Genomic DNA, 16,922 nt, shown 5'->3' with positions numbered 1-16,922 from the left:
CACCCTTCACCCCAGGAGACATCTGTGTCCCTACCCACCCGTGCCCTCGGCCCCCTGTCCGTGAGCGCGCTCGGCCTCGGCTGCATGGGCATGAGCACCGCGTACGGCCCGACGGACCGGGACGAGTCGCTCGCCACCCTGCACCGGGCGCTGGACCTCGGCGTCACCTTCCTCGACACCGCGGACCTGTACGGCCGCGGCGCCAACGAGGAACTGCTCGCCGAGGTGCTGGCCGACCGCCGCGAGGAGGTCGTGCTCGCCACCAAGTTCGGCATCATCGCCGGCGAGGACGGCCGCCCGGCCGGCGTCGACGGACGGCCGGAGTACGTCCGGCAGGCCTGCGAGGCGTCGCTGCGCCGGCTCGGCGTCGACCACATCGACCTGTACTACCTGCACCGGCCCGACCCCACCGTGCCGATCGAGGACACCGTCGGCGCGATGGCCGAACTCGTGGCGGACGGGCTCGTCGGCCACCTCGGTCTGTCCGAGGGCTCGGCCGACACCATCCGCCGGGCCGTCGCGGTGCACCCGATCGCAGCGGTGCAGACGGAGTGGTCGGTGTTCAGCCGCGACATCGAGCGCGCCGTGCTCCCGGCCTGCCGGGAGTTCGGCATCGGCGTGGTGCCCTACAGCCCGCTCGGCCGCGGCCTGCTCACCGGCACCCTCACCGGCACGTTCGCCCCTGACGACTTCCGCCGCACCCTCCCCCGCTTCCAGGGCGAGAACCTCGACCGCAACCTGGCCCTGGTCAGCGCGGTGCGGGAGATCGCCGAGGCGCACGGGGCGACCGCGGGCCAGGTGGCGCTGGCCTGGTTGCTCGCGCAGGGCGACGACGTCGTCCCGATCCCGGGCACCAAGCGCGTCCGGTACCTGGAGGAGAACGCAGGCGCGCTCGACGTCACGCTCACCGCCGACGACCTCGCCCGCCTCGACGCGTTGCAGCCCGCGGGCGAGCGCTACCCGGACATGACCTGGGTGGAGCGCGACACGGCGAGCGGGCCGGCGCTGTCCTGCGGGGGAGGCGCGCAGGGAGCGAGGGACGAGCGACTGAGCAACGGAGGAGCAGGACGGCGCCTCGAAGGCCCGCTCGCCCGGCGGAGCGAAGCGGAGGCAATCGAGCACGGCGACGGAGCCGCCTGATGATCCCGGCCGAGTACGAGGACCTGCTGACCCGCCCGCTCTTCGGACACCTCGCGACCGTCCGCCCGGACGGGACCCCGCAGGCCAATCCGATGTGGTTCTCCTGGGACGGCGAGTACCTGCGGTTCACCAACACGACGACCCGCCAGAAGTACCGCAACGTGACGGCGGAGCCGCGCATCGCGATGTCGGTGAACGACCCGGACAAGCCGTACCGCTACCTCGAGGTGCGCGGCACGGTGGAGCGGAGCGAGCCCGATCCCGACGCGGAGTTCTTCGCGGAGCTGGCGAAGCGCTACGGCCTCGAGCTCGACGGCCCGCCCGGCGACGCGCCCCACCGCGTGGTGATCGTGGTGCGGCCGGAGGCGGTGAGCTACCAGTAGCGATCCGACGAACGGCGCCCTCGTCGGTACCTATCCGACGAGGGCGCCGTTCGTCGGAATCGCCACGTGATGATCATCGCGAGAAAGTACTTCGGAGCTCTGAGTCACGCGCTGCTGTGGTGATCGAATCGATCATGCGCCCAGCGGCCGCTCCCGATCCCTGCACCCGGGCGACGTCCCCGGAGCCGACCCTGCCCGGTCGGCCCCAGCGGCACTCAGCTGGCGGCGGTCGCCTTCTTCCGGCGCGTGGTCCTCGGCGCCGGTGCCTCCTCCGGCGTGACCAGCCCTTTCAGGAACTGACCGGTGTAGCTCGCAGGGTTGGCGGCCACCTGCTCCGGGGTGCCCTCGGCGATCACCGTGCCACCACCCGAGCCGCCCTCCGGGCCCATGTCGATGATCCAGTCGGACGTCTTGATGACGTCGAGGTTGTGCTCGATGACGATCACCGAGTTGCCCTTGTCGACCAGGCCGTTGATCACGTCGAGGAGCTTGCGGATGTCCTCGAAGTGCAGGCCGGTGGTGGGCTCGTCGAGGATGTAGATCGTGCGGCCGTTGGACCGCTTCTGCAGCTCCGACGCGAGCTTGACGCGCTGGGCCTCCCCGCCGGACAGGGTGGGCGCCGGCTGCCCGAGCCGCACGTACCCGAGCCCGACGTCGACGAGGGTGCGCAGGTAGCGGGCGATCGAGGTGATCGGCGCGAAGAACTCGGCCGCCTCCTCGATGGGCATGTCGAGGACGTCGGCGACCGTCTTGCCCTTGTAGTGCACCTCGAGGGTCTCGCGGTTGTACCGGGCGCCCTTGCAGACCTCGCACGGCACGTAGACGTCCGGCAGGAAGTTCATCTCGATCTTGATGGTGCCGTCGCCGGAGCACGCCTCGCAGCGGCCGCCCTTGACGTTGAACGAGAACCGGCCCGCCTGGTAGCCGCGCACCTTCGCCTCGGTCGTGGAGGCGAACAGCGTGCGGATCTTGTCCCACACGCCCGTGTAGGTGGCCGGGTTGGACCGCGGAGTGCGCCCGATCGGCGACTGGTCGACCCGCACCAGCTTGTCGAGCCCGTCGAGACCGGTGATGCGCGTGTGCCGGCCCGGGACCTGGCGGGCGCCGTTGAGCTTGTTGGCGAGCACCGTGGCGAGGATGTCGTTGACCAACGTGGACTTGCCAGAGCCCGACACGCCGGTGACGGATACGAGGCACCCGAGCGGGATGTCGACGTCGATGCCCCGCAGGTTGTGCTCGCGGGCTCCGACGACCGTGAGCTGGCGCTTGCGGTCGCGCGGCCGGCGGATGTCGGGGACCGGGATGGAACGCCGACCGGACAGGTAGGCGCCGGTGAGCGAGGTGTCGTGCGCCTCCAGCTCCGCGACCGGGCCGCTGTGGACGATCTGCCCGCCGTGCTCCCCCGCGCCCGGGCCGATGTCGACGACCCAGTCGGCGTGCCGGATGGTGTCCTCGTCGTGCTCGACGACGATGAGCGTGTTGCCGAGGGCGCGCAGCCGGGTGAGGGTCTCGATGAGCCGCCGGTTGTCGCGCTGGTGCAGCCCGATCGACGGCTCGTCCAGCACGTACAGGACGCCGACGAGGCCGGAGCCGATCTGCGTGGCGAGCCGGATGCGCTGGGCCTCGCCACCGGACAGCGTGCCCGCGGCGCGGTCGAGCGAGAGGTAGTCCAGCCCGACGTCGAGCAGGAAGCCCAGCCGCGCCTGCACCTCCTTGAGCACCCGGCCCGCGATCGCCGCCTGACGCTCGTCGAGCTGCATGCCGCCGAGGAACTCCGAGCACTCGCCCACCGACATCGCCGTGACCTCGGCGATGGAGCGGTCGCCCTGGATGCGGTGCTTGAGCGTGACGGCCAGTACCTCGGGCTTCAGCCGCGCCCCCTTGCACGCGGGGCACGGCACGTCGCGCATGTACCCCTCGTACTTCTCGCGCGCGTACTCGGAGTCGGTCTGGTCGAGCCGCCGCTCCAGGAACGGGACGACGCCCTCGTAGTTGGCGTAGTACGAGCGCTCGCGGCCGTAGCGGTTGCGGTAGCGGACGTGCACCTGGTCCTGGGTGCCGTGCAGCACCGCCTTCTGCGCCGCGGCGCCCAGCTTGCGCCACGGGGTGTCCATGCGGAAGCCGACCGCGCGGGACAGGCCCTCCAGCAGCCGCCCGAAGTACTCCGCCGACTGCCCGCCCGCCCACGGCGCGATCGCGCCCTCGGCGAGGGACCGCTCCGGGTCGGGCACCACGAGCTCCGGGTCGACCTCCTTCTTGACGCCGATGCCGGTGCACTCGGGGCACGCGCCGTAGGGCGAGTTGAAGGAGAACGTGCGCGGCTCGAGGTCGTCCAGCGAGAGCGCGTGGCCGTTGGGGCAGGCCATCCGCTCGGAGAAGCGGACCTCGCGGTGCGGGTCGTCGTCGGGCAGGTCGACGAAGTCGAGCACGACGAGCCCGTCGGCCAGCCGCAGCGCCGTCTCCACCGAGTCGGTGAGCCGCTGCTTGGCCGACCCCTTGACGGTGAGCCGGTCGACCACGACGGAGATGTCGTGCTTCTCCTGCTTCTTGAGCTTGGGCGGGTCGGTGAGCTGGTGGACCGTGCCGTCGACCATCACGCGCGAGTAGCCCTGCGCCTGCAGGTTGGAGAACAGGTCGACGAACTCGCCCTTGCGGGTGCGCACCACCGGCGCCAGCACCTGGAACCGGCTGCCCTCCTCCATGGCGAGGACCTGGTCGACGATCTGCTGCGGGGTCTGCTTCTCGATGACGTGCCCGCACACGGGGCAGTGCGGCACGCCCGCGCGCGCGTACAGGAGGCGCAGGTAGTCGTAGACCTCTGTGATGGTGCCCACCGTGGACCGCGGGTTGCGGTTGGTGGACTTCTGGTCGATCGAGACCGCGGGCGAGAGGCCCTCGATGAAGTCGACGTCGGGCTTGTCCATCTGGCCGAGGAACTGCCGCGCGTACGCGCTCAGGGACTCGACGTACCGGCGCTGCCCCTCGGCGAAGATGGTGTCGAAGGCGAGGCTGGACTTGCCCGACCCGGACAGGCCGGTGAACACCACGAGGCTGTCGCGCGGCAGGTCGAGGTCGACGCCGCGGAGGTTGTGCTCGCGGGCGCCGCGTACTACCAGACGGTCGGCCACGGTGGGGAAGCCTCCTGAGATGCGGGTGGAGGGCCGATGGCGGCCCTCGATCCATGCTAGGCGCGGCCACCGACAGAACCGGTGCGTCGGCCCGGCGAGCGGCTGCTGCGGGGAGCCGGGCAGCCGGAACGAGGATCGCACACACGTTCGAACGACCGCTCACCGGGGGCGCGCCGGCACCGAGAGGGCTGCGTCAGCAGTACCCGCGGGGTTCTAGGCTGATGCGGTGGGAGAACCGAACGTCTGGTCCGTCGCGCGCCTGCCGTCCCCCGAGAGCGAGGCAGCGGACCTGAGCGTCAACGGGCTCGAGCTGAGCTGCGCCGTGCCCGACGGCACCGGGGAAGAGCCGCCCGGCGCCACCCCGTTCGGCCTGCTGGCGGCGTCCCTCTCGGCCTGCACGGCCATGTCGGTGCGCACGTTCCTGCAACGCTGGCACATCGATCCCGGCGCCGTCACGGTGCACGTTGGCGTGCACCCGAGCACCCCGCCGATGCTCGACCGGCGCGTCACGGTCGACAGCGAGGTCGGCCGGGACCTGAAGGAACAGCTGGCGGGGGTGGTCGACACCACGCCGGTCACGGTCCTGCTGCGCGACGCGGTGACCATCCGCACGGTGCTGACGACGGGTCAGGACGGAGCCGCCCGGTAGGTGTGCCGGTGCGGCACGGCCTCGTCGTGCTCGCCGTCGACCAGCGGCAGCGGTGACTGCGCACCCACCGCCGCGAGGGCGGCCAGCCCGCGCGCGACCGCCGGCTGCGCACCGCTCCCGCGGCGCACGCACGTCAGCACCGCCCGGGACGGAGCGGGGTGGCGCAGCGGTATCCGCACGACCCGGTGGTGCGCCGGGACCGGCGCGAGCCGTGGCATCAGGCACACCCCGAACCCGTGCGAGACGAGGGCGACGACCCCGTTCCACTCCTTCGCGCCGTGCGCGATGCGCGGGGCGAAGCCTGCGGCGCTGCACGCGGCCAGCACGATCGCGGAGTCATCGCCCCGGTCGGCCCCGATCCACGGCTCGTCGGAGGCCGCGGAGAGATCGACCTCGGCGGCCGACGCGAGCGGGTGACCCGCCGGCACCACCAGGTCGAACGGGTCCTGCAGCAGCGGCTGCTGGTCGAACCGGGGGTCGTCGCGCGGGGGCGCCTCCGGCGCCGGGAGGACGACGGCGATGTCGGCCTCACCCGCGAGCAGCAGCGCGAAGCACTCGGCATTGCCCGCCTCCGTGACCTCGACGGCCAGTGCGTCCCGCAGCGCTGCGGCGGCGGGCGCGAGCAGGGCGGCGAGCGCCGTGGGGAACCCGCAGAGCCGCAGCACCCCGCCCGCGGGGGCGGCGGTCGCCTCGGCGAGCACGCGTTCCCAGTCGGCGTAGAGCCGGTCGGCGTGGCCGAGCAGTACCCGCGCGGACGGCGTGAGCCGCACCCCGCGACCCACCCGCTCCAGGAGGTCGACGCCGGTGTCCCGGCCGAGCAGCCGGATCTGCTGGGACACCGCGGACGGCGTGAGGTGCAGCGCCGCCGCGGCGGCCGTGACGGTGCCGTGCTCGTCGAGCATCCGCAGGACGTGCAGCCTGCGCAGATCGATCATTCAGCTCATGCTACATGAATTAACGTAGAAAATTACAGCTGGACGTTCATCGATTCCGGCCGGACGGTGGAGTCATGTCCCGTGCCCCGCTGCTCGTGCTCGCGAGCGTGGTGAGCGTCCAGGTCGGGCAGGCGTTCGGGAAGCAGGCGTTCGGCGTGCTCGAACCCGCAGGCGTCGTCACGTTGCGGCTCGGGCTCGCGGCGCTCGTCCTGCTCGTGGTCCTGCGCCCGCGGCCGCCTGCCGACGCCCGGACGGTCGCCCTCGTCGTCGCGTTCGGCACCGCCATCGCCGGGATGAACCTCGTCTATCCCGCCATGCAGCTCCTCCCGCTCGGCATCGCGATGTCGCTGCTGCTCCTCGGCCCGCTCACGCTGGCGCTCGCCGGTTCCCGCCACCCCGTGGACGCGGGATGGGCGCTGCTCGCCGCTGCGGGTGTGTTCCTGATCGGCCGTGGTGCCGGCCCCCTGCCGCTCGTGGGCGTGCTGCTCGCGCTCTGCGCGGGCGCTTCGATGGCCGCGTACCTGCTGCTCAGCCGTCGTGCGGGCACCGCGCAGCCGGGCACGCTCGCCCTCGCCGTGACGTGGGCGGCTGCCGTCTCGCTCCCGTTCGGGATCTCGTCGTCCGGCACGGAGCTCGTCCAGCCACGGGCGCTGGCCATCGGGCTGCTCGTCGCCGTGCTGTCGGCGGTGCTCCCCTACTCGCTCGACCTCGCCGCGCTGCGCAGGCTGCCGCCACGCACGGTCGGCGTGCTGCAGAGCCTGGAACCGGTGGTCGGCGCCCTGGCGGGACTGGTGCTGCTCGGCGAACTGCTGGACGCGCGGCAGTGGGCCGCGGTCGGCTGCATCACGGCGGCCTCCGCGGGCGCTGTGTTCACGCCACGCCGAGCAGCCGGTAGGCCGTGTCCGGATCCCGCCGGAACTCCGGCGTCGGCACCCGGTGCACGAGCACGCCCTTCTCCATCACCGCGATCTCGTCGGCCACGGCGAACGCCAGGTGCAGGTCCTGCTCCACGATCAGCACCGCAACCCCCTCGCCGCGCAGGGTGCTGACGACCTCGCCGATCTTGTCGACCACCGCCGGCGCGAGTCCCTCGGACGGCTCGTCGAGCAGCACCAGCCGCGGGTCGGTCAGCAGCGCGCGGGCGACGGCCAGCATCTGCTGCTCCCCGCCCGACAGCTGGCCCGCGTAGTGCCGGCGACGCTCGGCGAGCCGGGGCAGCAGGTCGAGCACGGTGTCCACGGTCCAGGTACGTCCGCGGCCCCGGGACGAGAGTGCGAGGTGCTCGGCCACCGTCAGCGTCGCCCACACCCGCCGCCCCTGCGGCACGAGCGCCACGCCGGCTCGCGCGATCCGGTCCGGGCGCTGCCCGGCGAGCTCGCGGCCGTCGAGCAGCACCGAGCCCGCGCTCGGCGGCACGAGCCCGGCCAGCGTCATGATCAGCGTCGACTTGCCGACCCCGTTGCGCCCGAGCAGCCCGAGCACGCTGCCCGCGGCCAGGTCGAGGTCGACGCCGTGCAGCACGACGCCCCGGTCGTAACCGGAGACGAGCCCGCGGACCTGGAGGAAACTCCGCGCTGATGATTCGCTCGCAAGCTCGCTCATGACAGGAACAACTCCTCGCGGCGGCCCGCCCCCAGGTACGCCTCGCGCACGGCCTCGCTCGCGCGCACCTCGTCGGGCGTGCCGGACAGCAGCACCCGCCCGAGGTGCAGCACGGTGACGGAGTCGGCGAGGGAGAACACCAGATCCAGGTCGTGCTCCACGAAGAGCACCGTGATCTCCGCGGGCAGCGCGGACAGCAGCGTGAGCAGTCGCGCGCTCTCGGCGGGCGACATGCCGGCCGCAGGCTCGTCGAGCAGCAGCAGCGACGGGCGGCAGGCCAGCGCGAGCGCCACCTCCAGCTGCTTGCGCTCGCCGTGCGAGAGGGCCGGGACGGGCACGTCGCGGCGGTCGGCGAGCCCGACCTCGGCGAGCAGCTCCTCGGCGCGGGCCCGCACCGCCGGACGCCTGCGCGGCAGCGGCGAGATCCGCCCGCCCTCGTGCCGGGCCGCCGCAAGCGCGACGGTCTCGGCCGCCGTCATCGACCCGAACAGGCTCGCGTGCTGCATCGTCTGGCTCATCCCGAGCCGGCAGCGCGCCACATCCGACAGCCGGGTGACGTCGCGCCCGGCCAGCTCCACGGTGCCCGCGTGCGCCCGCATGGTGCCGGTGACCAGCTTGAACAGGGTCGACTTCCCGGCACCGTTCGGCCCGATCAGCGCGTGCCGGGCGCCCGGTTCCACCGCGAGATCGACCCCGTCGACGGCCTTGAGCGCGCCGAAGGACCGGCCGAGGCCCGTGCACCGCAGAGCGTTCACGACGACCTCCGACGGCGCAGCCGGATACCCGCCGCCCCGCGCGGGAGCACGTAGACGACCAGCACGAACACCGCACCGAGCAGCAGCGTGCCGTGCCCGCCGAGGCTCGGCCCGAGCGCGTCCCTGACGACGATCACCAGCGCCGCGCCGAGGCACGCGCCCCACAGCGACCCGGCCCCGCCGATGACGACGGCGAGCAGCGCGAACGCCGCCGTCACGAAGCCCATGTCGGGCAGCGCGACGAACCGCGCCTGCGCCGCGAGCAGCGACCCCGCCAGGCCCGCGACGCCGCCTGCGAGCACGAACACCGCGTACTTGTAGAGCGATGTCGGGTATCCGATCGCGCGCATCCGCGGCTCGTTGTCCCGGATCCCCCGCAGCGCGGCCCCGAACGGCGACCGCGCCACCAGCCAGACGAGCGCGAACCCGAGGAGGAACACCGCGAGCACGTACCAGTAGGTGAACCCGGCGTTCGCGAGCGGCGCCCCTGCGACCCGCACCGACGGGATCCCGGTGAGGCCGTTCGCGCCCCCGGTGACCGAGTCCCACGCGTTGCCCAGCTGCTGCACGACCTCGCCGATGGCGAGCGTGAGCATCAGGAAGAACACTCCCGCGCTGCGGACCGTGATCCAGCCGGTGAGCGCGGCGGCCACCGCCCCGACCGCGGCCCCGACCAGCAGCGGCACCGGCGCCTCCGCCGTGACGTGGATCGAGACCCAGCCCGCGGCGTAGGCGCCCGCGCCGAAGTAGGCAGCGTGCCCGAGCGACGGGAGGCCCGTCACGCCGACGAGCAGGTCGAGGCTCACCGCGAACAGCGCGAACACCAGGATGCGGGTGAGCGTCGTGGTGGCGAACGGCGCGAGGAACAGCGGCACCGCCGCGAGCACGGCGACGACGGCCACCGCACCGAGCCAGGCCCGGCCCCGCGGCGCCCGCGGGGTGACCGCCGCCGCGCCGCCCGGAACAGCGGGCGCCTCCACGGCCGTCACCGGGCGCCCACCGCCGCCGGCCCGCCGAACAGGCCCTGCGGCCGCAGCACCAGCACCAGTGCGAGCGCCGCGAACAGTACGAAGGAGGCCAGCTCGGGCAGGAGCATCCGGCCGAGCGTGTCGACCTGCCCGATGATCAGCGCCCCGACCAGCGCGCCCCGCACCGAGCCGAGTCCGCCGATCACGACGACCACGAGCGCCAGGATGAGCACGGTGGCGTCGAGGCCCGGCCGGGCGCCGTAGATCGGCCCGCCGAGCACACCCGCGGTGGTGGCGAGCAGCGACCCGACGGCGAACACGGCGGTGGTGACGAGGCGGTTGTCGATGCCGAGCGTGGCCACCATGTCCCGATCGGCGACGGTGGCGCGCACCAGCGCGCCGACCCGCGTGCGCTCGACCACCAGGTACACCGCGACCGCCAGCACCGCCCCGACGCCGATCAGCACGAGCCGGTAGGCCGGGTACACCGCGCCGAACACCGTCACCGAGCCGTCCAGCGCGGGCGGGGCCGCCGCCGACAGCGGGTCGTCCCCGAAGGCGATGATCAGCAGCTCGGCCACGACGAACGCCACCCCGAGCGTGAGCAGCGCCTGGTCCAGGTGCGAGCGCCTGCGCAGCGGCCCGGTCATCAGCGACAGCAGCGCCCCGGCGAGGAGCCCGCCCACCGCGGCGATCCCGAGCGCCGCGAGGAAGCCGCCCCAGCTCCCGGAGAGCGCGGCGCCCAGGTACGCCCCGCCGAGGAAGAGCGCGCCGTGGGCGAGGTTGAGCACGTCCATCATCCCGAACACGATCGACAACCCGACCGCGAGGATGAACAGCAGGAACCCGATGGCGAGCCCGTTGAGGACCGAGACGAGCATCAGACCGCCGCTGGCTGGCTCTGCGGGCCGAGATCCTGCACCACGGCGTTCACCAGCGTGCCGCCGACGTTCTCGACCTTGCGCAGGTAGATGTTCTGCCGCGGCGTCTGGTTCTCGAACGTCCACGGGCCGCGCGGGCTGTCGTCGACCGTCCCGATGCCGCCGAGCGCGCCGGAGAGGGCGTCGCCGTCGAGCGCGGTGGCGCCGCGCAGCGCCCGGTCGAGCACGTTGGCCGCGTCGAAGGTGGCCATCGAGAAGCAGCTCGGCGCCTCGCCGTGGGCCGTGGTGTAGGCGTCGACGAACGCCTTGTTGGCCGGGTTGTCCAGCTGGTCGCTGTAGTGCAGCGTGTTCTGCACGCCCAGGGCGGCGTCGCCCTGCTGGGGCAGCACGTTCCCCTCGGTGAGGAAGCCCGAGCCGTAGAGCGGGATCGACCCGGCCAGCCCGAACTGCGCGTACTGGCGCACGAACGTGATCGCCTCGGAGCCGGAGAAGAAGCAGAACGTGGCCCGCGCCCCGGAGTCCTGGATCCCGGTGAGGAACGGCTGGTAGTCCGATGTGGTGCCGAACGGCGTCTTCACCTCGCCGACCACGCGCCCGCCGCCGGCCTCGAACGCCCGCTTGAAGTGCGAGATCACCTCGCTGCCCGCCGCGTAGTCGGGTGCGATCGCGTAGACGCCCTCCGAGAAGCCCGACTCGGCGAGGTGAGTGCCCATCGCGGCGGAGATCTGGCCGTTGGTGAACGACGTGCGCCAGATGTACGGGGTCCGGCGGGCACCGGTGACGTCCTCGGCGCCCGCGTTGGTGACGATCAGCAGCTTGCGCGCCTCGGTGATGGCGTCCCGCACCCCGAGCGCGGTGGCCGAGTTGACCAGGCCGACGACCACGTCGACACCGTCGCTCTGCAGCACCTTCTGCACCGCGGGCACGCCCGTCTGCGGGGTCTCGCCCTCGTCGGCGACCACGGTCTCCACGGCGAAATCGCCGAACTTGCCGCCGTTCTGGTCCAGCCAGAGCTGCCACCCGCGCTGCATGTCCGTGCCGAGCGCGGCGTAGACGCCCGACTGCGGCACGACGAGGCCGACCTTGACCGTGCCTCCGCCACCGCCGGTGGCGCCCCCGCCGTCGGAGCCCCCGACGCTGCTGCCGCACGCCGAGAGCACCGGCACGGATGCGGCCGCACCGAAAAGACCGAGGAGACGTCGTCGGGTGAGTGGGTGGGGATCCATCGCAGACAGCTCCTCGTCGAACTGGTCACGCCCGGGGTCGAGTGTCGACGGATCGTTGTCGAGCGACCGATCTGCTGTCAACGATTCGGGCTAATCGCTCATCCCAACGCGATCCGATCGTGACGGGCGGGTCCCGCCACCCGGCCACGGTCCTAGTCTGTGCGGGTGGACGTCCTCGACAGCTACACCGGCCATGTCGACCCGGGCGGCGCTGCCATCCGCCGCGACCTCGAGTCCCTCAGCATCACCAAGATCTCCGTGGGCCCGATGGACAACAACGCCTACCTCCTGGTGTGCCGCGCCACGAACGAGGCGCTGCTGATCGACGCCGCGAACGAGCCGGACCGGCTCGCCGACCTCGTCGGTGCCGACGACGGCCGCCCCGAGCTGAACCACCTGGTCACCACGCACCGCCACCACGACCACTGGCAGGCCCTCGGCGCCGTGGCCGGGATGTTCCAGACCCGCCAGATCGCCCACCCCCTCGACGCCCCCGAGCTGCCGATCCCGATGGACGAGCTGGTGGAGCACGGCGACACGGTCCGCTTCGGCGAGATCGAGCTCGAGGTGGTGCACCTGCGCGGCCACACCTCCGGCTCTATCGCCCTCGTCTACCGCGACCCGGCGCCCGGCGGGTACCCGCACCTGTTCACCGGCGACTCCCTCTTCCCCGGCGGCCACGGGAAGACGGCCACCACCGAGGACCACGTCCAGCTCATGGACGACCTGGAGGAGCGGATCTTCGGGCCGCTCCCGGACGAGACGTGGTTCTACCCCGGCCACGGCGACGACTCGACCCTCGGAGCCGAGCGACCGCACCTCGGAGAGTGGCGGGAGCGAGGCTGGTGAGCTGACGAACCCCGCGGCATCGGTCGCGGGCAGGCGGTCCCGGGTTTCGCCCGCAGGCCACCGCGGCAGCGACGGTGGGGTTCGAAGCCGATCGGCAGCCGGTTGATCGGGCCGAGAACCACCCCACGGCCGCTCCGACAGCACACGCGTGCTCCTCAGCGCGATCAACCCGCGATGATGCCGCTACCGGACTCACCGTTCCCCGGCGGGCACGTGCGCACCACCACCCACGAGGACCACATCCGGCTCACGACAGACAGCTTGACCGGGCAAGATCACAGGACAAGACTTGCCGCCCCATTTCGGGAGGGGGCACACATGACCTGGTCCATTCGCGGTCGCTACTTCGAGAACTGTTCGTGCGACATGCCCTGCCCATGCACCATCTCCTTGGACGCGGGCGCCGACAAGGAACGCTGCAACGCGGTGCTCGTCTTCCACGTGGACACCGGCGAGGTCGACGGTGTTGACGTCAGCGACCGGACCGTCGTGGCGGTGGTCGACAGCCCGCAGGTCATGGCCGACGGCAACTGGAAGCTCGGGCTGGTGGTGGACGAGCGCACTTCCGACGACCAGCTCCAGAAGCTGGGCGCCGTGTTCGGCGGTGAGTTGGGCGGCCCGATGGAGGCGCTCGGCCCGTTGGTCGGCGAGATGCTCGGCGTGGAGCGGATGCGCATCGAAGTCAGCGAAGGGAACGGGAACCACCGGCTGACCGCCGGAGACGCTGTCGAGGTCGACGTCGACGACGTCGTCCCGTTCGGCGTCGAGAACGGGCAACCGGTCAGGCTCGTCGACGTCTTCCACCCCGCCGGCAACGAGCTCACCGTGGCGAAGGGCCGTTCGCGGGTCGGGGTCCTCGGCCTCGAATGGAACCAGGAGGCGACGTCGGGTTTCTCCGCACCATTCTCCTGGTCCGGCTAGATGAGCGCGGCGTCGGTCCCCGTCAGGTCGGGGCGCCTGCCGACGGTCCTGGTGCTGCTGGCGGTCGCCGCGCTCTGCTGGGTCGTCGTGGTGCAGCTGATGGGCGGTGCGCACGAACGCGACGATCCGGGCGCGCTCGGCTTCTTCGTCGGGATCTGGGTCCTGATGATGGCCGCGATGATGCTCCCGTCGGTCTGGCCGACGGTGCTCGTGTACCAGCGTCTGCAGGCCGCGCGGCGCGAGCGCGGGGAGCACGGCGTCCCGATGGGGCCGTGCCTGCTCGTCGTCGGCTACCTCGCTGCATGGACCGCTGCCGGACTCGTCGGCTTCGCGATCCTCCAAGTGGGACGATCGATGCAGGTCGACGCGCTGAGCTGGGACCGTGGCGGGCCGCTGCTGACGGGCGGGGTGATCGTCGCGGCCGCTGTCTACCAGCTCACCCCGCTGAAGGACGTTTGCCTGCGCCATTGCCGCGGGCCGTTCAGCTTCCTGCTCGAGCATTGGCGCCCGGGGTCACTCGGCGCTGCACGGATGGGTGTGCGACACGGCGTCTGGTGCATCGGCTGCTGCTGGGCACTGATGGCATCGCTGTTCGCGCTCGGGATCATGAGCATTCCGTGGATGGTCGTGATCGCCACCTTCATCGGGGCGGAGAAGCTGCTGCCGTGGCGCCGAACCGCCACGGGCGCCGTGACCGTCGCGCTGCTGGTGCTCGGCATCGCAGTGGCTCTCGTTCCCGAACGGGTGCCTTGGCTCATGACGCCCTCCGGCGGGATGCACGGGACCACGACGCCGGAGATGGTGCCTGAGATGGAGATGCCGACATGAGCATGTGCGGTTTCCGCGTCTACTCGGCACGCGTGGGACGTCCGCGGTCGATGTCGTCGGCTGCGCCGAGCACACCGTCGAGCCCGTGGGACAGCGCCTCCCATTCGCGGCGTCGCATCGCGAGGACCCGCTGCCCGAGTGGCGTCACCGCGTAGCGGCGAACCCTTCCGTTCCCCGTGACCCGCATCAGCCGCTCGTTCGTGAGCCGGTGCACCTCGCGGACGACGATGCGCAGGGACAGCACGAAGATCCCATCGCTCCGCTCGCGGACGAGATCGATCAGCTCGCGCCCGCTCGCCGGCCCCTCGGTCGCCGCCGCGAGCAGGAGCAGGTCGACGTGCCGGCGGTCGCGAACCTCCACGGCACCGAGCCCTCGACGCGGTGCGCGGGCGCCCGGAAGACGGGAGGCTCGCGCGGCCCCGTCCGCCACCGGCGCCCGACGACTCGTCCTGTCAGGCACGTCGTCCTCCATCGTCTCCGGCTCGACCGGGTCGGGCTGCTGAACCTGCCTCGGCCGCCGCGTGCGGATGCGGCGTCGCGACAACGCGGCCGCCGGGGCGCCGAAAATCGAGGACAGTTCGGCGGCGGGCCTGTGGTCGTGGCCGTCGTGGGCAGCCGAGCCGCTCGAGGTCATGCCGGGCCCGCTGTGCTGTCCGGAGCATCGGCCCGCTCGGCCTCCTCGGCGGCCTGCAGCGCGGTGAGCACCTCCACCCCCAGGGCGCGGTAGTCGCCCGCGACGCTCGCGGCGGTCGCCGAGACCCGTGGCGCCCGGACGCCCGACCGCAGCGCCTCCCACCACGCCGGTTGGGCCGCAGCCTCGATCTCGAGCTCATGGGCGAGCTTGCCGAGACGACGCGCGTCCTGGGCGGTTCGCTCCGCGTGCCGGATGGTCGTCTCGAACCGCGGCGAGTTGCCACCGAACGCCGTGTCGATCGCCGCTCGCGCCTCGCTGTGGATCGCGCGCGAGCGCGTGCCGGTCGCGAAGAGGACCACCCCGAGCAGGCCCAGCCGCGGATTGATCTCCTGGGCGAGGGCGAACCGCTCCGCGACGAGGGTCATGCCCACGAGGCCGCCGACGTCGGACTTCGTCGGCATCAGCACCCAGCGGGCCGCGGCCAGCGCCAGGTCGGACAGGATCGTCGACTCCGGCGGGCAGTCGATGAACACGACCTCGTAGTCGGTCGCGATCGGGGCGAGCACGTCGCCGAGCACCCGGAACGCCCTACGCCCGCGGTGCTGCAGGCGCGAGACCATGATCGGCGTCAGGTCTTCGAGCCGCGCTCCCCCGCACACCACGTCCAGCTTCGGGCGCACGTCCGCCGCCGGGACGAGAGGCGTGCCGGCGAGGACGCTGCCCAGCAGCCCCGCACCCTGGTCGTCGGCGTCGGAGTCGCGGTAACCGAGGTCGTCGGCCAGGTTCGCCTGCCGATTGAGATCGATGAGCAGGCAGCGGTAACCCGCGCCGGCGAACTGGCCCGCGAGGTTCGCGGCGATCGACGTCTTACCGACGCCGCCCTTGTCGTTGACGATCGCGATGACACGCGCCAACGCGAAATCGCGTTCCTGCTCCGTCGAGCGCTCGACCATCGGCCCCTCCGCACGGTTCGACGAGGAGGACAGCACCCTGCGCCCACCTGACCCGGCGCAGCGGCAGATACCCGCCCGCGGGGATCGTCATGCCTGGCCGCGGCGGGCTAGCCCGCCGCGCGCAACGCGGGCCCCCACTTGCACGCAGGCGTTGCGGCGAACAGCCGCCACAGCGGAAGCGCACTCGGACGGACCTCGTCCCGTCAGCGGCGCGGCCGCGCCGCACCTTCCCTGCTGCCCCGGCGGGCCGGCTGCCCGGCCTGCGCCTCGCCGCCTCGCGGCGGCGACGAATCGGCCCGGCGAGCGCCCGCATCCGGCACCGACGAGCGCCCTTCCGGCCCCTCCGAGGACCGGCCGGAGGCCTGCCGGCGCGATCGCCGGTCGTCGGCGGCCCTGCGTGGGCGGCCTCCGCCGTCGTCACCCCCGCTCTCCTCGGGGCGGCGGGGCCGCGGGCGGAGCAGGTCACGAAGGCTGGCTTGCGCGGGAGCCCGGTCGTCCCGGTCGACGTCCTCGGTGTCGTCCTCTTCGTCGAACGCGCCGTCGTCCTCCTCGTCCTCTTCGTCGAACTCCGCGTCCTCCTCGGCGTCCTCCTCGGCGTCCTCCTCCGCGTCCTCCTCCGCGTCCTCCTCCGCGTCCTCCTCCGCGTCCTCCTCCGCGTCCTCCTCCGCGTCCTCCTCCGCGTCCTCCTCCGCGTCCTCCTCCGCGTCCTCCTCCGCGTCCTCCTCCGCGTCCTCCTCGTCGTCGGTCTCTTCGTCGAACTCGGCGTCGTCCTCGTCGTCGAACTCCGCGTCCTCGGCGTCGACGTCGTCCCGCTCGCCCTCGTCCTGGTCGCCGGCCCCGTCGTCCTCGTCGAACTCCGCGTCCTCGAACTCCGCGTCCTCCTCGTCGCCGAACTCGACATCGCCCTGATCACGATCCTCGGGCTCGATCTCGCCCACGGCGTCGCTGTCTTCGAGGGTGATGTGGATGTTCAGCCGTTTCGTGCCCAGGAGGATGTAGCCACTGATGTCGACGGCATTGATCGGTACTGGATCGCTCACGGTCGGTGACCCCCTTGCACGGTCGATATC

General features: G+C 72.4%; 16 protein-coding genes and 1 pseudogene. 7 read left to right on the top strand and 10 right to left on the bottom strand.

What is annotated here, in order from left to right:
* The first annotated feature begins 24 nt into the window (after nt 1-24).
* Together FHX44_RS30320 and FHX44_RS30315 are read left to right on the top strand one after the other, a co-directional pair.
* A complete protein-coding gene (locus FHX44_RS30320; protein WP_281287926.1) occupies nt 25-1,140 on the top strand; it encodes an aldo/keto reductase in 1,116 nt (371 codons plus the stop codon).
* On the top strand, nt 1,140-1,523 hold the full coding sequence (locus tag FHX44_RS30315; protein ID WP_147258906.1) for a PPOX class F420-dependent oxidoreductase: 384 nt from the start codon (nt 1,140-1,142) through the stop codon (nt 1,521-1,523). The genes FHX44_RS30320 and FHX44_RS30315 overlap by 1 nt, the downstream gene beginning before the upstream one ends.
* A gap of 215 nt (nt 1,524-1,738) precedes the next feature.
* Here FHX44_RS30315 and uvrA read toward each other — a convergent pair whose 3' ends face one another.
* Entirely contained in the window at nt 1,739-4,651 is a 2,913-nt protein-coding gene (gene uvrA / locus FHX44_RS30310) for an excinuclease ABC subunit UvrA (protein WP_147258905.1), read from the bottom strand.
* Between the two features lie 226 nt (nt 4,652-4,877).
* On the opposite strand from uvrA, the gene FHX44_RS30305 reads away from it, so the two are divergent.
* Nucleotides 4,878-5,300 (top strand): OsmC family protein, encoded by a 423-nt coding sequence (locus tag FHX44_RS30305; RefSeq protein WP_147258904.1) that lies wholly within the window; start codon nt 4,878-4,880, stop codon nt 5,298-5,300.
* Here the strand turns inward: FHX44_RS30305 and FHX44_RS30300 are convergent.
* Nucleotides 5,279-6,235: a LysR family transcriptional regulator gene (locus FHX44_RS30300; RefSeq protein WP_147258903.1), complete on the bottom strand. Its 957-nt coding sequence runs from the start codon at nt 6,233-6,235 to the stop codon at nt 5,279-5,281. The two genes, FHX44_RS30305 and FHX44_RS30300, sit on opposite strands and share 22 nt — an antisense overlap.
* Nucleotides 6,236-6,309: 74 nt before the next feature.
* Between FHX44_RS30300 and FHX44_RS43915 the strand changes: the two genes are divergently transcribed.
* A complete protein-coding gene (locus tag FHX44_RS43915) occupies nt 6,310-7,284 on the top strand; it encodes an EamA family transporter (RefSeq protein WP_212612717.1) in 975 nt (324 codons plus the stop codon).
* A 55-nt stretch (nt 7,285-7,339) separates the two neighbouring features.
* On the opposite strand, the pseudogene FHX44_RS43455 reads toward FHX44_RS43915, so the two are convergent.
* From FHX44_RS43455 to FHX44_RS30270, 5 genes and pseudogenes are all read right to left on the bottom strand, one after another.
* Nucleotides 7,340-7,837 (bottom strand): annotated as a pseudogene (locus FHX44_RS43455) (ABC transporter ATP-binding protein); the annotation flags it as partial.
* Complete coding sequence (locus tag FHX44_RS30285; RefSeq protein ID WP_212612716.1) at nt 7,834-8,592, bottom strand: ABC transporter ATP-binding protein; 759 nt, start codon at nt 8,590-8,592, stop codon at nt 7,834-7,836. The gene FHX44_RS30285 and the pseudogene FHX44_RS43455, both read right to left, overlap by 4 nt.
* On the bottom strand, nt 8,589-9,581 hold the full coding sequence (locus FHX44_RS30280; protein ID WP_147258901.1) for a branched-chain amino acid ABC transporter permease: 993 nt from the start codon (nt 9,579-9,581) through the stop codon (nt 8,589-8,591). The genes FHX44_RS30285 and FHX44_RS30280 overlap by 4 nt, the downstream gene beginning before the upstream one ends.
* Complete coding sequence (locus tag FHX44_RS30275) at nt 9,578-10,441, bottom strand: branched-chain amino acid ABC transporter permease (RefSeq protein WP_147258900.1); 864 nt, start codon at nt 10,439-10,441, stop codon at nt 9,578-9,580. Before FHX44_RS30275 ends, FHX44_RS30280 begins: the two co-directional genes overlap by 4 nt.
* Nucleotides 10,441-11,667, bottom strand: coding sequence for an ABC transporter substrate-binding protein (locus FHX44_RS30270; RefSeq protein WP_147258899.1), 1,227 nt, complete (start codon nt 11,665-11,667; stop codon nt 10,441-10,443). Before FHX44_RS30270 ends, FHX44_RS30275 begins: the two co-directional genes overlap by 1 nt.
* A 165-nt stretch (nt 11,668-11,832) precedes the next feature.
* Between FHX44_RS30270 and FHX44_RS30265 the strand changes: the two genes are divergently transcribed.
* The 3 genes from FHX44_RS30265 to FHX44_RS30255 all read left to right on the top strand — a co-directional run bounded on the left by FHX44_RS30265 (nt 11,833) and on the right by FHX44_RS30255 (nt 14,265).
* Nucleotides 11,833-12,516 (top strand): MBL fold metallo-hydrolase, encoded by a 684-nt coding sequence (locus FHX44_RS30265; protein WP_147258898.1) that lies wholly within the window; start codon nt 11,833-11,835, stop codon nt 12,514-12,516.
* A gap of 318 nt (nt 12,517-12,834) precedes the next feature.
* Nucleotides 12,835-13,437, top strand: coding sequence for a DUF1326 domain-containing protein (locus FHX44_RS30260; protein ID WP_147258897.1), 603 nt, complete (start codon nt 12,835-12,837; stop codon nt 13,435-13,437).
* Nucleotides 13,438-14,265: a DUF2182 domain-containing protein gene (locus FHX44_RS30255; RefSeq protein WP_147258896.1), complete on the top strand. Its 828-nt coding sequence runs from the start codon at nt 13,438-13,440 to the stop codon at nt 14,263-14,265.
* Nucleotides 14,266-14,284: 19 nt separating this feature from the next.
* Here the strand turns inward: FHX44_RS30255 and FHX44_RS30250 are convergent, their stop codons facing one another.
* From FHX44_RS30250 to FHX44_RS30240, 3 genes are all read right to left on the bottom strand, one after another.
* Nucleotides 14,285-14,626 (bottom strand): PadR family transcriptional regulator, encoded by a 342-nt coding sequence (locus FHX44_RS30250; RefSeq protein ID WP_147258895.1) that lies wholly within the window; start codon nt 14,624-14,626, stop codon nt 14,285-14,287.
* A 269-nt stretch (nt 14,627-14,895) separates the two neighbouring features.
* Nucleotides 14,896-15,852 (bottom strand): ParA family protein, encoded by a 957-nt coding sequence (locus FHX44_RS30245; protein WP_147258894.1) that lies wholly within the window; start codon nt 15,850-15,852, stop codon nt 14,896-14,898.
* 203 nt (nt 15,853-16,055) lie between these two features.
* The gene (locus tag FHX44_RS30240) at nt 16,056-16,892 is read right to left on the bottom strand and encodes a hypothetical protein (RefSeq protein ID WP_147258893.1); all 837 of its coding nucleotides are present in this window, start codon (nt 16,890-16,892) and stop codon (nt 16,056-16,058) included.
* Nucleotides 16,893-16,922: the final 30 nt, after the last annotated feature.

Origin of the sequence: Pseudonocardia hierapolitana (assembly GCF_007994075.1) — a bacterium.
Lineage (GTDB): Bacteria > Actinomycetota > Actinomycetes > Mycobacteriales > Pseudonocardiaceae > Pseudonocardia > Pseudonocardia hierapolitana.
Note: the sequence above shows the minus strand (reverse complement) of the source record. Positions and strands in the feature narration are given on the sequence as shown.

Excerpts from the sequence above, each read along its gene's own strand:
- FHX44_RS30270 (WP_147258899.1), bottom strand. The coding sequence starts at position 11,667 with ATGGATCCCCACCCACTCACCCGACGACGTCTCCTCGGTCTTTTCGGT.
- FHX44_RS30315 (WP_147258906.1), top strand. The coding sequence starts at position 1,140 with ATGATCCCGGCCGAGTACGAGGACCTGCTGACCCGCCCGCTCTTCGGA.
- FHX44_RS30275 (WP_147258900.1), bottom strand. The coding sequence starts at position 10,441 with ATGCTCGTCTCGGTCCTCAACGGGCTCGCCATCGGGTTCCTGCTGTTC.
- FHX44_RS30255 (WP_147258896.1), top strand. The coding sequence starts at position 13,438 with ATGAGCGCGGCGTCGGTCCCCGTCAGGTCGGGGCGCCTGCCGACGGTC.
- FHX44_RS30260 (WP_147258897.1), top strand. The coding sequence starts at position 12,835 with ATGACCTGGTCCATTCGCGGTCGCTACTTCGAGAACTGTTCGTGCGAC.
- FHX44_RS30245 (WP_147258894.1), bottom strand. The coding sequence starts at position 15,852 with ATGGTCGAGCGCTCGACGGAGCAGGAACGCGATTTCGCGTTGGCGCGT.
- FHX44_RS43915 (WP_212612717.1), top strand. The coding sequence starts at position 6,310 with ATGTCCCGTGCCCCGCTGCTCGTGCTCGCGAGCGTGGTGAGCGTCCAG.
- FHX44_RS30300 (WP_147258903.1), bottom strand. The coding sequence starts at position 6,235 with ATGATCGATCTGCGCAGGCTGCACGTCCTGCGGATGCTCGACGAGCAC.